At 42.4% G+C, this 14,324-nt stretch carries 13 protein-coding genes; 2 read left to right on the top strand and 11 right to left on the bottom strand.

Translation table 11 applies throughout. From position 1 onward, the window contains the following. Positions 1 to 60 precede the first annotated feature (60 nt). The 6 genes from DBT_RS05450 to DBT_RS05475 all read right to left on the bottom strand — a co-directional run bounded on the left by DBT_RS05450 (position 61) and on the right by DBT_RS05475 (position 7,778). Positions 61 to 1,059, bottom strand: coding sequence for a protein-tyrosine phosphatase family protein (locus tag DBT_RS05450; RefSeq protein ID WP_067617466.1), 999 nt, complete (start codon positions 1,057 to 1,059; stop codon positions 61 to 63). Next, positions 1,056 to 3,509, bottom strand: coding sequence for a PEP/pyruvate-binding domain-containing protein (locus tag DBT_RS05455; RefSeq protein WP_067617469.1), 2,454 nt, complete (start codon positions 3,507 to 3,509; stop codon positions 1,056 to 1,058). The genes DBT_RS05450 and DBT_RS05455 overlap by 4 nt, the downstream gene beginning before the upstream one ends. A 1-nt stretch (position 3,510) precedes the next feature. Further along, the gene (locus tag DBT_RS05460) at positions 3,511 to 3,873 is read right to left on the bottom strand and encodes a response regulator (protein WP_067617472.1); all 363 of its coding nucleotides are present in this window, start codon (positions 3,871 to 3,873) and stop codon (positions 3,511 to 3,513) included. Between the two features lie 94 nt (positions 3,874 to 3,967). Then, positions 3,968 to 5,818 carry a methyl-accepting chemotaxis protein gene (locus DBT_RS05465; protein ID WP_161939918.1) on the bottom strand — a complete coding sequence of 617 codons (1,851 nt, stop codon included), beginning with the start codon at positions 5,816 to 5,818 and terminating at the stop codon, positions 3,968 to 3,970. Between the two features lie 71 nt (positions 5,819 to 5,889). Beyond that, on the bottom strand, positions 5,890 to 7,353 hold the full coding sequence (locus DBT_RS05470) for a DUF3373 family protein (protein WP_067617478.1): 1,464 nt from the start codon (positions 7,351 to 7,353) through the stop codon (positions 5,890 to 5,892). A gap of 119 nt (positions 7,354 to 7,472) precedes the next feature. Next, a complete protein-coding gene (locus DBT_RS05475; RefSeq protein ID WP_067617481.1) occupies positions 7,473 to 7,778 on the bottom strand; it encodes a hypothetical protein in 306 nt (101 codons plus the stop codon). Between the two features lie 151 nt (positions 7,779 to 7,929). Between DBT_RS05475 and xth the strand changes: the two genes are divergently transcribed. Continuing rightward, a complete protein-coding gene (gene xth, locus DBT_RS05480; RefSeq protein WP_067617485.1) occupies positions 7,930 to 8,736 on the top strand; it encodes an exodeoxyribonuclease III in 807 nt (268 codons plus the stop codon). Between the two features lie 422 nt (positions 8,737 to 9,158). Here xth and DBT_RS05485 read toward each other — a convergent pair whose 3' ends face one another. After that, a complete protein-coding gene (locus DBT_RS05485; RefSeq protein WP_067617487.1) occupies positions 9,159 to 10,043 on the bottom strand; it encodes an HDOD domain-containing protein in 885 nt (294 codons plus the stop codon). Next, positions 10,040 to 10,513: a chemotaxis protein CheD gene (locus DBT_RS05490; protein ID WP_067617489.1), complete on the bottom strand. Its 474-nt coding sequence runs from the start codon at positions 10,511 to 10,513 to the stop codon at positions 10,040 to 10,042. The genes DBT_RS05485 and DBT_RS05490 overlap by 4 nt, the downstream gene beginning before the upstream one ends. Positions 10,514 to 10,793: 280 nt before the next feature. Here DBT_RS05490 and amrS point away from each other — a divergent pair, with 280 nt between their 5' ends. Continuing rightward, complete coding sequence (gene amrS / locus DBT_RS05495) at positions 10,794 to 11,840, top strand: AmmeMemoRadiSam system radical SAM enzyme (protein ID WP_067617491.1); 1,047 nt, start codon at positions 10,794 to 10,796, stop codon at positions 11,838 to 11,840. Here the strand turns inward: amrS and DBT_RS05500 are convergent. From DBT_RS05500 to DBT_RS05510, 3 genes are read right to left on the bottom strand one after another with little or no spacing between them, the layout of a single operon-like run. After that, positions 11,800 to 12,600 carry an alpha/beta hydrolase family protein gene (locus DBT_RS05500; RefSeq protein WP_067617493.1) on the bottom strand — a complete coding sequence of 267 codons (801 nt, stop codon included), beginning with the start codon at positions 12,598 to 12,600 and terminating at the stop codon, positions 11,800 to 11,802. The genes amrS and DBT_RS05500 overlap by 41 nt on opposite strands. Before the next feature lie 2 nt (positions 12,601 to 12,602). Continuing rightward, positions 12,603 to 13,007, bottom strand: a complete 405-nt coding sequence (locus DBT_RS05505; protein WP_067617496.1) for a hypothetical protein — start codon at positions 13,005 to 13,007, stop codon at positions 12,603 to 12,605. Then, the gene (locus DBT_RS05510; protein WP_067617499.1) at positions 13,007 to 14,281 is read right to left on the bottom strand and encodes an IMP cyclohydrolase; all 1,275 of its coding nucleotides are present in this window, start codon (positions 14,279 to 14,281) and stop codon (positions 13,007 to 13,009) included. The genes DBT_RS05505 and DBT_RS05510 overlap by 1 nt, the downstream gene beginning before the upstream one ends. Between the last annotated feature and the right edge of the window lie 43 nt (positions 14,282 to 14,324).

Raw genomic sequence — 14,324 nt, forward strand, 5'->3', positions numbered from 1 at the left:
GCCTAGGCCCTTGGGCCCAATTTGACGCATGTCTGTATTGGGCCCAAGGGCCTCTTTATTTTAGGCGCTTTTTTCTTTTAGGAGTAGGAACCTAAAATAAGACTGGACAAACTTCCCTGAGCATACATCGTCGATCCAAAACTTTAACCCTTCCTTTGCGGACAAGCCCCCTGAAATAGAAAAAAAGCATTGGCGTGATATGTTGTTCAATACCTCTTTAACTACAATCTCTTGAGGGCCCACCATTGCTTTTTTAAAAGCCCTGCACCTGATAGGTCTGTAATCCATGAGGATACATCTTTCGTCCATATAAAGGGGGCAGACAAAGTCATGGTCTTTTTTTGTTCTGCATTTCGTGGCCCTTAAAACAACCTCTTTTCGCATCTCAAGGGAAATTTCTGTATTAATCTTCTTACTCAGGTATAGCGTCTCAATAAACTCCAACTGAAAGCGTTCTCTACAGCAATAGATTCCCGTATCTTCGCGCTTGTCATGGTCGCCAGGTGAGTTAACCAGCCTCTTTTCCACCTCCCTCACTAAGAATTCGTATTCTGAAAAAAAAGCTCTCAAATCTATTTCGCTCTTTAGCTCAATAGATGGCTCTCGCAACTTTAACGGAGGAGACTTTTTTTGATACTTTCGTAAAAGCTTCCACTGATAATAATTTGAAGGAACTGCCTTGGTGCCTTTAAGGCACCTTTCTGCCTCTTTTAATCCCAGTCCCCTTCTCAAAAGGTATGACGCCACAAAGGTCCCTGTTCTCCCTATTCCGTGCCTACAGTGCACTAAAACCTTTTTGCCAAGATAAATTGCCTCATCCAGCCATTCCAATGCCTTTTCCAAGGAATCCATGTCTGGGACCCACTCGTCTGGGACAGGTAAGAAATAAACATCAAAACCAAATTCCTCTTCTATTTCGTGAAGATCGCAAAACTCTCCGCATAGATTCACTACGGCATTTATCCCTTGTTTTTTAATGGCATCAAGATCCTCATAACTCATTGGGGCATGCCCCACAGCGAGCTGAGGAGTTATCCAAGTCAATTCATAGTTGGTCAACCAAAGGCCTCCTCAAATTTTTGAAATGCCTCTTTAAGGCGTATCTCATCAGTCAAATGCAAATCAAGTAACTTGGTATAACCTAAGAGTTGTCCCAACTTTTCAAGGAGGTCCATGAGATCCTCTTTTCCAACACCTGTGATCCTGCCACTTAGCTCTTCCAGCTTGAACCCTGTAGAAAATCCCCAACTCTCGAGTATCTCTTTTATGAACCTAAGCCTCAGCATCCTACCAACCTCAGTCCCTCCACCTCCTGCAAATTTGATTGACAAATAATTTGATTGGAGATGTTCCGAACAAAAACAGTCAACCACTGTAAAGTGATATCCAAACTTCAAGTTTAAGTTCAAATAGTCCTTGGAGATTATAGCGAACGAGGCAAAGAGTATAGAATCCCTTTTCGTAGGAAAGGCACCGGAAAGAACCATTTCATCAAAGGCACTCCAATCAAAATGATGCCTATCTGTCCACTCTATCTTGGGATGACAAAGGCCGCGCAACAATACCTTAAGCGGATCATAAGGGACTTCATCCAGGGATATTTGTCTCTCTTTGTGAATGCCCTTTTTTAGGGCACTGCCTTCCAAATCAAGGCAATATATGGATAGGGGGATGGGAAGCCTAATTTTTACAACATATCTTTGGCTGGGACTGTCCTTAGTAAGGCCAAACATCGTCTGCATTGCCCTCTCATGGCAATAGCGTAATATATCATGAAGGCTTCTACAGCCTTCGGGCCTAAAATTGGGGTCATCTGGATCAGTAAGGGTAAGTGGAGTAATAAGGGAAAGTAGGGCCCTTAAGCGAGATACTATTGGAGATATACCTTCCTGTTTGGCTTGCCTTTCAACTTCTTTACAAATGTCCGATGAAGTCCCTTTGAAGACCTTGTTTTCCTCCACATATAAGGTAATGAGATCTCCTGTTTTTAATACCTTTGTCGCACCACTTATGCCAAATATAGCAGGCACCTTAAATTCCCTGGCTACTGTGGCGAGATGGCTTGTTATGGCCCCCCTTTCAGTAATAATTCCCTTTATCCTTCCTATTATCTGGCTGAACTCTGGAAATGCATTGGCAGAAACAAGTATAGCCCCGTACGGAACCCTGTGTAAATCCTGGGTCCCAGAGGCAATAAAAACTCGTCCCACTGCACAGCCTGGATAGATATGCTCGCCTCCTTCCAGAATTGGGACTCTTTCACTAACGTATCTTTGCTTTTCCCATGTAAAATTGTGTTTTTTATCGACTCTGAGCGGTCTTGCCTGGAGAAAGTAGAGTGTGCCCTTTTCATCCACGCACCACTCAATATCTAGAGGTACTCCAAAAAATCCCTCTATCTTTTCAACTAAAAGGGGAAGATCCATTATGGATTCAAAAGAAGACATTATCCTGACAGGATAAGAGCCATCCTTAAATATAGGCCTTCCCCTCTCTGCATATATTGTAAAAGGAATCTTCTTACCCCCAACTAGGTCATCTCCAGGGCCATCTACAACGGATATCCTAACTAGGCTGGAATCTATCCGGTCAGGGTCTATACTATATGCAACCCCACTTACAATTGGATTGATCATCTCCATTATTATCACCGCCATTGGGGTGTCAGTATCTGCCAAGCCGGCATTGACCCGATAAAAAATGGCATTGGGGCTATATTTGCTCTCAATAACCTTTAGATATGAGCTGATTATTTTTGATGGTTTACAATTTAAAATGCTTCTGTATTGGCCTGCAAAACTAAAATAAGAATCTTCGAAACTGGCACTGCTCCTTAAGGCGTATAGACCCGTATTACTGCCTGGCAATTTTTCTTCAATTACATCTATTATAGATTGGGGAACTCTTAGATCATGAAAAAGGGATAGTATCTTTTTTGAAGAGAGCTCAATGGAATGTGGATCTTTTGAATCGATCTTCGATAGGACCTCGTTGATAGGCTCCATCAGATTATTTTGGTCCAAAATGTAAAAAAAAGCACTGGTGGTCACAAACGCGCATCTTGGGACTGTTACCCCAACTTTTTGACCAAGATCATAGATCCCCTTTGCTTTTCCACCAATCAACCCTATGGAATCTTCGTCCACTTCTTCGTTACTGAGGCAAAAGGGTGGATCAAACACTGGCCTATTAGGTTCAATGATAAAACGGCAGTATTTATCGAGTTTTGTAAAAAAAAACCTAATGTTTTCTGACTCTTTAGGACATAACTCTGTGAAATCCTCGATCAGTCCGAATAGTTCCAGTGAGAAGCTCTGATACGTCTTTAGTAGCCGTGAAAATTCCGGCGGTGGAATTAAATCCTGCATCTGCTGAAGCTCGGCCATGAGATCATGGCATCGCCTATCCTTTGACAGGAGATCAATGAAAATTTGATATTTTTTCTTGAACCTTAAGGCAGAATCAAAGATATCCCGTCCAAGGCCCCTCAAAAACTCAGGTAAAGACATTTTATTTTTCTTTGAGTACTGCCTCTACAGTCTCTTCAAGTTCGTGTTTATCAACAGGTTTTACCAGATACTCGGAAGCCCCCTTCTTAAGCGAATCCCTTGCAGTTTCAACGCTTGGATAACCGGTTAGCATCACAGCCTTCAGGCTGGGCAGGATTTTTTTCAATTCCGCCAGGAGTTCCACTCCAATCATTCGCTTTAGTTTTATATCAAGTATTGCAAGGTCCACAGGATTTTGAGAGGCAAACTCTATTGCCTCATCCTCATCAGTGAAGGTAAAGACTTCATGACCTTTGCGCTCCAAGATCTTCTTTAGTAGAAGGCAGGCGTCTTTGACGTCATCGACTACAATAATCCTAGCCATACGTTCTCCGGCTATAGCCCGAAACAATATTCCTCATCTAACTAAAATCCATTAAGACAACCATTCGACAAAAAACACATACTATATAGCGAAATTATACAATTAATCCTGAAATTTGTACATTTAACTCCTCAGAGTTTTCCTTGAGCACAGTTGCCCTGTCTTTAAGTATCCTAGATTCAGCCAGATTTTCCTCAGCCGCCTTGGCAAGAAGTTCTACCTTTTCTTCTACTGATTGAACTCTTTCATTAATTATCTGCACCTGTTCATTGATCTCAGAGTAAGTGGCAGTCTGTTGTTCTACGGCCGAAGCAACTGTATTTGCTGAATCTTTAAGGACATTTACTGCAGATACGCTTTCGTTAATACTGGCCACTGATTCTTCCACCCCTTTCTGGATCGCCACAATAATAGGCGAAATCTTATCTGTGGCATCTGCTGTCTGTTTTGCAAGCTCTTTAACCTCATTGGCAACTACTGAAAACCCCTTTCCTGCCTCGCCTGCCCTGGCCGCCTCAATAGTGGCATTGAGGGCTAGGAGATTGGTCTGCTCTGCAATTGAACCGATTAATTCTATTACATCCCCAATGTCTTTTGCGTGCTCACTGAGTTTCTCTATAATATTTCGCGTACCTTGGATTTGCCCTTCAAGACTCTCAGAGAGTGATGCGGTACTGGCAGTATTATTTGCTATTTCATTTGTAGCCTGAGCTAGGTTGTCTACCATTGTACTGGTGTGATGCACGTATTCTGCTACCTCCTGAATCTGATTATGGGCTTCCTGCGAGGCCTCTACAGCCCCATTGGCCTCATACACCATCCTATCCGACATCTGGCTCAGTTCCTTCGCCTCCCTTCCAACTGAATCAGAAGCACCCTTTACATGCCCCACCAGGGTAGAGATATTGTTTAAGAACACATTAAAATTTCTGGAAAACTCTGTGAATTCATCATTGCCTTCAATGTCAATTCGATTCCTGAGATCGCCTCTTGCCATGACCTCAAGTATTGCTGATATCTTTTGAAGTGGTGTAATGATGGAGTTGTAAAATAAATATCCAAAGGCCAACAGTAGGGTAAAACTTGTACAGCCAATAACCACGGTAATCACAAAGGCTTTACTTGAAATTTGCTCCCCTTCTTTTGCTAGCCTCGAGGCCAACTCTCCAGCTGAAATACTGGATTTCATAATTGCTTGGTCCAGCAGTCCGAGCTTTTTGAGTACATCCTCACGTTTTGATTTTACTTTTTTCTCAATGGCTACAATAGTACTTATTGCATCGTCTAGGTCGAAAAAACTATTTTCGAGTTGTGAAAGGGCATGAGCTAAAGGACCCTGAACATTTTGCCTTGTCTTGCTCAAATCCGCCGTTACAGCATCCACTATTTTGGTCACTGCATTAGAATCAAACTCCTCTGCCCCTTCTAATAGGCCCGAGCTAATGGACTGATATGCCTTAAAGCCGTTAAGGGCATTTTGTAGTGTATAGATACAGACACTGTCCCCTCGACATTCTTTTAAGACCGTTTTTATCCCTTCAACTATCTGTGCCTCTGCTTCATGGACCAGCCTCTTATTGTTCCAAAAACTCTCCATTCTTACAGATAGCAATTCCATATCCTTTAGGAAGGCCTTGAGATTTGGCTTCTGAGCCTGTGGAATTCTGTCTTCCAGTGATTTAGATGCCAAAATGACCTTTTTATAGGCCCCTTTGCTACCGGTGCTAAGGAATTCGCTAGTAAATCTCCTGAGTTCCCCGATATCTCTTGTGGATTTCAATCCATTTACTACTTCTTCGCTTGAAGCATTCATTCTAATACCATTTAAACTGAGTTGTTTGAGCTTTATGACACTATATGATCCTATGAATAAGACCGTAGTGAGAACAAACACACCAAATCCGATCAGCCTGTATTTTATGGAAATAGACCTAAATGCAATCATATTGGCACCCCTTTTAGAGCTAGAACGGACACGAGGCAGGGCTCTACCATCTCCCTGCCTCATATTGCCCTCTAAAAACGGCAATCAAGCAGGAAGTAAAAGTCGGTAAGTATGTCATCAGAGTGTTCGGGCTTTCCTAAATGAATTCCACTTCGTGAATAATCATAGTCAATATATGTATAGCCAAGCCTCATGAATAGATATCTATTTACAGGCTGAATATAATAAACGTCATAAACATCTCCGCGAGTTGCTAACTTGTTGTAGAACTCAATACTCGACTGAGTAAAAGTAAACCAATACTGACTTCCATGGTTATATTCAAAGCCAATTTTAGGATTATTGAGCCTTTTGATCTGCATGGTATATCTTAAGCCTGCGTAAATAGCCCAGCCTGTTTTATTGTCTCTTCCATCATCTGTGAGTAAACCTACTTGGACCGGTCCCATAGGGCTATTTTCGAATGTAATGCCACCTGCATGGCTTTTATTGAGTCCCCAAGAAAAAAAGGCATCAAGTCCGCTATTCATGACATCCTGAGCCTGGAAATGAATTCCCCAAAGATCCATGTCTCCAACATTTTCTTGTGGACCAAGAGGATTATCAACGAGATCAAATCCACGTATGTAGCTAAAAACCATCAGGCTCCGGGGCAGCTGAGGTATCTCACTTTCAAAAAATACTGCCATAAAATTGGTGTCATCTAATCCACTCCTGGTATCAAGGAAGTTATTTAGGTCGTCATCATCCTGAAAACCTTTTCCATAGGCGAATCTCAGCCCAGAATTTCTTAGCCCCAAATACCTCTCCAAGCCAATAGTTGCCACTATGCCATCTGTTTCACCATCAAAAAGCAGGGCAGGATATGTAGATTGGCGCAAGCGATTCTCCTTAAATTCTACAGGTGGACCTTCTGTAGAGGGATGGCGACCAAATGTGATGGCAAGAGGAATTGGTGAGTTTGGAACTATCCAATCTATGTATGCCCTTTCAAATTGGACATCCGTTGACTCTCCAGCTCCGTGTCCCCTGTTAAAGTCAGTATAAAAGGCCTGGGGGTCATTATCTGACCAGTTTTTCATTACTGAAAGCCTACCATGAAAAAAAAGACCATTTGTAATCTTTGCATCTAGATTGAGTCTAAACCTGGAGGTCCAGTGATTATCCTTGTGGTCTTTTATGTATTTTTCAAATCTTCCCGTAAAAGGATTGAAATATACGCCTCTAAAATAAAAATTATCTACACGTGTACGGACTTCGGCCCCAAAATTGATCCTATCTCTAATGGTTTTGGTCTCAACCTGGTCCAAAGTGTCGTATATGTCATCTAAATTTTTCTTCATGCTTGCGGCATCGGCCTTTTCTTTCTCGAGCTTATCTACTCGCTTTTGAAGTGCGTCAAGTCTCTCAAGAATAGCCTTATAGGCCTCTTCTGGAATTGTGACCATCTTTTGGGCATAGACTAAATCAACTCCACTAAATACTATCAGTAAGAACGCAAGGGCCAGCTTGAACATAAATCCATTACATTTCATAGTACGTTTCCTCCTTTACTTTTTGGGATTAATAGGCTAGCTGGCTGATAACTGTCTTCTTAAATACCTCTCTCCCCTTAAAAAGACTTATCAATCCCCAGATATGCCAAAAAGTATGGCTATCTTGGAATTACTGCTGCAGCAGGCTGATCGCTATCTGCTGCGTGGCCCTTGAGGTAATTGATTATTCGACTCAATTCCTCCGTGGAAATATTTTTGGAAATGTCCACACGATGCCTATTTCTTTTGAAATACTTTTCCCATACTCTACCGGCCTTATCTGCAGGATTTACTGGCGCGGCCTTTCCTCCCTTTTTATGGCATGCACCACACTTGGCCACGAATAGAGCCTCATCGCCGGCAAAACAATGTGTTGTGATGCTAAAAATTAATAAGGTAAAAAAGAAGATGCTCGTTTTCTGCACCTGTCTCACCCCCTTTCCTTTTTAAAATTTCCACCGTAGAATTGACATTTAATTCCCCCTCCTCAGGCTTTATTTTTTTTATCGGAGGAGAAATTTTTTTCTTAAGGCCTTTTTGTGAAAAAAAACATTTTTTATAAATAGGAGAACACCAATGAACATGTTTATTGCCACTTTTAATGCCAATTCTATCCGGGCAAGGAAGGACATAATACAAAAATGGCTCAATAAGACTGGATGCAATATCTTATGTATTCAAGAAACCAAGGTTCAAGACAAAGATTTCCCTTCAAAGGACTTCCAGGAATTAGGCTATAACTGTTACTACAAAGGCCAAAAATCTTATAATGGTGTGGCAATCCTCTCTAAAGAGGAGCCTAACCAGGTATCATATGGAATAGGAGACGGTAAGGATTCGGAAGAAGACCAGGCAAGGATCATCAGGGCATCCTTCAAAGATTTTGAACTAATTAATGTTTATGTTCCTCAAGGAAGGGAAATTGATCATCCAAATTTTAAAAAAAAGCTGGAATGGTTCAGGCGCTTACTAGACCACCTCAAAAATCATCATTCTCCGTCTCAACCACTCCTGATCCTCGGGGACTTCAATGTTGCTCCGGAAGAAAGAGATGTTTATGCCCCGGAAAAGAAAAAAAACCATGTATGCTTCCACGAATCAGTGAGAAAGGAATTTTTTAGCCTGCTTGACTGGGGGCTCTTTGACCTCTTCAGACACTTCAACAAGGAGGAAAAGCAGTACACATTCTTTGATTACAGGATACCTAAATCCGTTGAAAGAAGGCTTGGCTGGAGAATAGATCACATTCTCGTCACAAGCCCAGTACTAAGCCAGGCCAAGAATTGCTATATTGACCTAGAGCCCAGGACCTGGCCCAAACCTTCAGATCATACCTTTTTATGTGCTGAGTTTGAACCCAAATTATGCACTTCAAATGCCTGAGAAAAGGATTTTCCCTGAATATTTTAACAGTTTTCTGCAACTTATTCAGTAAATACCTTCACCCAAAAGGTGCTGCTTAATTACGGCTTCTATATCTCAGACATTTGAAGCCGCAAGGGGGTCGCAATTTTTATCCGAAAACACCCGTTGGGATAATTCGCCTGGTACATAATGCAACAGGTAGAAGGTAGAAGGAAGAAGCAAGCCCTGCCTATACAAAGGCCAGAAGCTGGAGGGCGAAGACATTATAAAAAGTTTAAGGTGCAAAGTTCTCTTCCTTCGACTCAACACTGAACACTCAAAACTTCTAAAGTCCTTTTCCTTCAACTCAAAACTCAACACTCAAAACTCAAAACTTTTATACGGGGGTGACGAATTCGTTCGTCATGAAAGTTTGGGTTGAATAGTAGGCTTTTAGCTAATCATGATTTGTATAGTTCGAGGATCTCCTGTGACTCCATAAAGCCCTTGTGAGTCTCGAACATGATGTCATAGATATCATCAGACTTTAAATCCAAGATCTCCAATATATTAGGGCTGATCCTGTATCTAAAGCCATCTGTCCCAACCCCCACACCTAGATTGCTGACAATGATATTGCTTAACGCCAAAAGGGCGGAAAGCTTGTCCTGAATATAAAGATCGGGATCATGATGGTTCCTAACTGCCCTAACAATGTCCTGTGGAAAATCCCACTGTCTCATGATCTCAGAGCCAATAATTGCATGATCCGCTCCAAGCACCATCCATTCTGCTTCAGTAAAAGTAAAACCTTTCTTAGTAGCTAGATCGAGAATTTTGTCTAACTTTGCTCCTACGAACAGGTTTAAGACGATCTTGCCAACATCATGTAGAATGGCTGCTGTGAAGAGAACAGATGGGTCTTCGAGCTCTATGTGGTCACAGAGGCATTCTGCACAGATACCAGTTGCAATCGAGTGATACCATAGGTCTTCTGGCTTCATCCCATATCCATAAAGCTCTCTCGAAAGATATGAAAGACTTCCACTTGCTACCAGGATCTCTTTTATCTGGTCACGGCCTAAAAGAACTAAGGCAGTATCAATATTAGTGACCTGATTTTGGAGACCAAACCTAGCTGAATTGGTTATTTTCAGGATATTTGTGGTAATTGCAGGATCGAACTTCAGGACGTCAACGAGGTCCTGGGTTGTAGTCTTGGGGTCTTCAATGAGTTCAATGGCCCGCTGAACAGCCTTTGGGAAGGTTGGAAGCTTAGTAAATTGTTCAAAAATGTATTCTAAGGTGAAATCAGGCTGAGTATCTGGCATTACACCTGTATTCATAGCATAATCTCCTTTTTTGTGCCTGGAACTGTCACAACAGGCCCATGGTGCAAGGAAAACCTCACCGACTTATTGAAAGGTCCACCCACATGTTCTCCTTTTAGGTTGAGGCCATTTTTCTCAATAGCTCTTTTTACCAGTGAGTAATTCTGGGCACCAATGTTAAAGACATTAGGGCACTCCAAAAATTGTCCACTACCTATCAGCCATATCTCGAGATTTTCTCTCTGGGCTCCTCTGTCCAATAAAGTGTTAAAAAAAATCCTGATCCCCTCTGAACAATCAAAAACCGGAAAGGAGTCATCCCTTTCAGATGCCTTTGGCACCACTAAATGACAAAGCCCTAATAGCCCATTTTTTGTATCCCGTACGCAAACACATAGTCCGGAGCCAAGATTTTTCGTGACTATAGTTTCATCAGAGCCCTTCAAAATCCTATAGTCCCCCTTAAGGACCTCAAACTCTTTCATGTTTTACTCCTTGGAAGGAAACCTTATAATATATATCGGGATATATATAAAAACCTTAAACCTGTTTTTGTTGCATGTGTCAAAACCATTCGTTCCATCTGCTTTGAGGTAAAGTAACTCAAGCACTTTCAGGAGGGAGCAACTAAGGCCATCAACTGAGAAAAGCGTTTTAATAAACACCTAGAGGGAAAACCACAGTGAGCCCCATGGACTGGATGAAACGAGTGTTTCAAATGCTTACGCCCAGACAGCGTATAGCAAGCAAAAAAAGGAGAAAATCATGAAAAAGGCAAGTTTTTACAAAAAAGAAGATGAAGGTAAGGTAAAATGCTCTCTATGTAGCCATCGATGCCTAATAAAAACTGGTAAAAGAGGAATCTGCGGGGTTAGAGAAAACCTTGAAGGGGATCTCTATAGCTTGGTATATGGAAAAGTTGTTTCTGAAATCCCAGACCCCATTGAAAAAAAACCCCTCTTTCACTTTCTTCCTGGATCCATAACCTATTCCATCTCAACTGTTGGTTGCAACTTTAAGTGTAAGCACTGCCAGAACTGGCAGATCTCCCAATGTCCACACCTTCATAATGGGGAAATCATAGGCAATGACCGAACACCAGAGGAGATAATTTCAGGTGCTCTCTCAAGTGGGGCGAAAAGCATCAGCTACACCTATGTAGAACCCACTATTTTCTATGAATTTGCCTATGATTGCGCCAGACTTGCCAAACAGCAAGGACTAAAAAACTGTTTTGTGAGTAACGGGTTCATGACCGAGGAAGTCATAAAAGAGCTTTCCAAGGTCCTTGACGCTATAAACATCGACCTGAAGGCCTTTACTGACAAATTCTACAAAGAGATCTGCGGTGCAAGACTCCAACCAGTTCTTGATAGCATTGAAAATATGTATAAAGCGGGAGTATGGGTAGAGGTAACAACGCTGTTAATACCCGGGCTTAATGACTCAAAAGAAGAACTAAAAGCGATTGCAAAGTTTATCTATTCTGTTAGTCCAGACATACCCTGGCATGTTACTGCATTTTATCCCACCTATAAACTGCTAGAGTGCCCCCCTACTACCGCCGAAACACTACAAATGGCGAGAGACATAGGATTAGAACAAGGGCTCAAATTTGTCTACGAGGGCAATGTGCCGGGATCAGGTGGAGAAAACACCACATGCCCTGAATGTGGGGCACTCCTTATCGAGAGGATGGGCTTTAGAATATTAAAAAACAATTTAAAGGCAGAGAATAATGGCCCCAGAGGCTCTTGCCCAAAATGTGGGCTCAAGATCCCTGGTGTATGGGGCGGCGGGGACGTCTCTTAGGCCGTCTCCCCATTCGGAGCCCAATAAACTGCCATATTGTGTCAAAATATAGGGCTCCACCCTTATACGAAAGATCCCATCTATCGCTACTTGGGACTATCTGAAACTGTGACGCCTTTGACCTGCTTTCGCATACCAGCCACTCTACATCTCTTATTGGCACTATAGAGTCACCATGCGAGTGCAGAAATAGAACGGCCTTTTTTAAGGCACTCATCTTCTTCCTATTTAGAAATGGGTCTTCAAAATCACCAAGTTCTCCACACCCCAGAGCCCTAAAAAAGGCCTCTGTCTCTGCAAATGCACTTTCCAAGACAAGGCAGAGTAAGGATTCCTCAAACTTCGAAAACGCATCCAGTGCAGACGCAGTTCCAAGACTCCTGCCCATCAGCACCACAGGCCCAGGCCGGTTTTCCTTTCCTTTATATTTTAGAAAATCCTCTACTGCCTTTCGACATAACTTGAGAAAAAAATGGGTATCCTTTTCAGGGATTGCATCCTGGTAAGGGAGCCAGAAGAAACTCCCTCCTTTAAGAGAGAAACCAGATGCAAGGTAAGCCGCGTCTATTTCCTCATCGTACTCCGATGGGAAATAGAGTATATGAGGCTCTTCAGGTTGCCCAAGCACACCTTTTAAGCTTATTGACCCGAGTGCAGGGAAACTAATAGGGATTTCTGTAATATTTGGTTCTCCGCTTAGAGGATGTCTTGGAACAGACCTTTCCTTAAAAATTTCTTTTGGCAAGGTCACTTCACTCATGACTACTTCCACCAATTTTTTCTCTCACAATGTTCTTTAAAACACTTCTTTACAAAACCGGACCCAAAAGCTCCGTGCCCCATATAATTCACACAGCTTGCCTTAAGGGTGTTGAGGAGGCCCTTTAAGACCTCCTCACGCTCCCTTTCATCTATAAAGTTTCTCTCCTTTTTCATCTGAAAGACCACTACGCCTTTGGTCTCCTCAAGGAAAGATTCTACGTCTTCTGGCTCTGGATTTAGATCTTTCAAGTAGTCCTCTTTAACAGGTATCTCAATCTCTACAAGGAGTCCGATGTACCAACGATCTCCGGCAACTCGCCTTGACCGGTCAAAAAGCCGAAGCACTAGGCCATTATCCAGCTTTATCTCTTCAATAAGTTCTTTTGGAAAGACTGAAGTATCCATTAGTGTTTAAATGCCCTCTGTCCTGTAAATACCATGGCCACAGGTGGATCTGCCTCGTTACATGCCTCAATTGACTCCCAGTCCCTCAAAGAACCTCCAGGATGGACTATCGCAGTAATGCCCTGCCTTATTCCTACGTCCACACCGTCCCTAAATGGGAAAAATGCATCTGAGACCATGACTGAGCCAGGGAGTCCGCCTCTATCTTCCTTGACCTTTTGATCAATTTCATCTTTAAGGGCCTTATCCATCTCGCCCTTTTCAACCTTTAGCTCAAGCTCCTTATAACTAATTCCATGACGATCAAAGCAGACTATATCTGCATACTTCGTATAGGCCTTATACACCGCTATCTCTGCCACACCTACTCTATCCTGCTCTCCTGTACCTATCCCAACTGTAACACCATTTTTTACGTAAATAACAGAGTTTGAAGTAATACCCTGCTCCACAGCCCATCCGAAAATGATGTCTTTATATTCTCGTTCATCAGGAAGCCTCTTGATCTTATAGACCTTTCCCTGATACTCGCACTCAGCCGGCTTAAGATCCTCTTTTGAACGAATCTTGTTTACAGGGGACTGCTGAATAATAATGCCACCGTCTATTAGGCATTTAAAATCAATAAATCTCTTATCCCAATACTCTTCTAGCCTATCTATCCTGGCTATCTTAATAATTCTCAAATTTTTTCTCTGCTTCAATATGTCAACAGTGCCCTCCTCATAATCTGGCGCAGCCACTACCTCAAAATACTGACTGTTTATGGCCTCTGCCGTTGCCTTATCAACCGGCCTATTAAGCGCAACACAGCCACCAAATGCTGCCACCCTGTCTGCACGGAAGGCCTTTGTAAAGGCATCCTCAAGGCTGTCACCCAGGGCAACTCCACATGGGTTATTATGCTTAACGATAACGCATGCAGAATTATCCATCAAAAATTTCAGGACATTCAAGGAGTTGTCTACGTCTGTCAGGTTGATCTTGCCTGGATGTTTACCTGCCTGGATCATATCTTCTTCGGAAATTGCACTAACAAGGCCGTTTCCAGGCTCGATATAATGACAGTCGCCCAGTACGAGATTGCCATTGACTAATTCATAAAGAGCTGCCTGTTGGTCTGGGTTTTCACCATAGCGAAGCCCTCTTTCCTCCCCATCAATCACCCAGGTCCTCTTCCTATAAACTAGGGTCTGATCCCCCAGAGTAATTTTCATCTCATCTGGGAACTGATCCCCAATGATCTTTTTGTACATTTCTTTCATATCAGCCATGACATTACCTCCTTTTTCCCTAAGCGCTCAAATGAACGCTGAG

This window comes from Dissulfuribacter thermophilus (genome assembly GCF_001687335.1).
GTDB classification, from domain to species: Bacteria; Desulfobacterota; Dissulfuribacteria; order Dissulfuribacterales; family Dissulfuribacteraceae; genus Dissulfuribacter; species Dissulfuribacter thermophilus.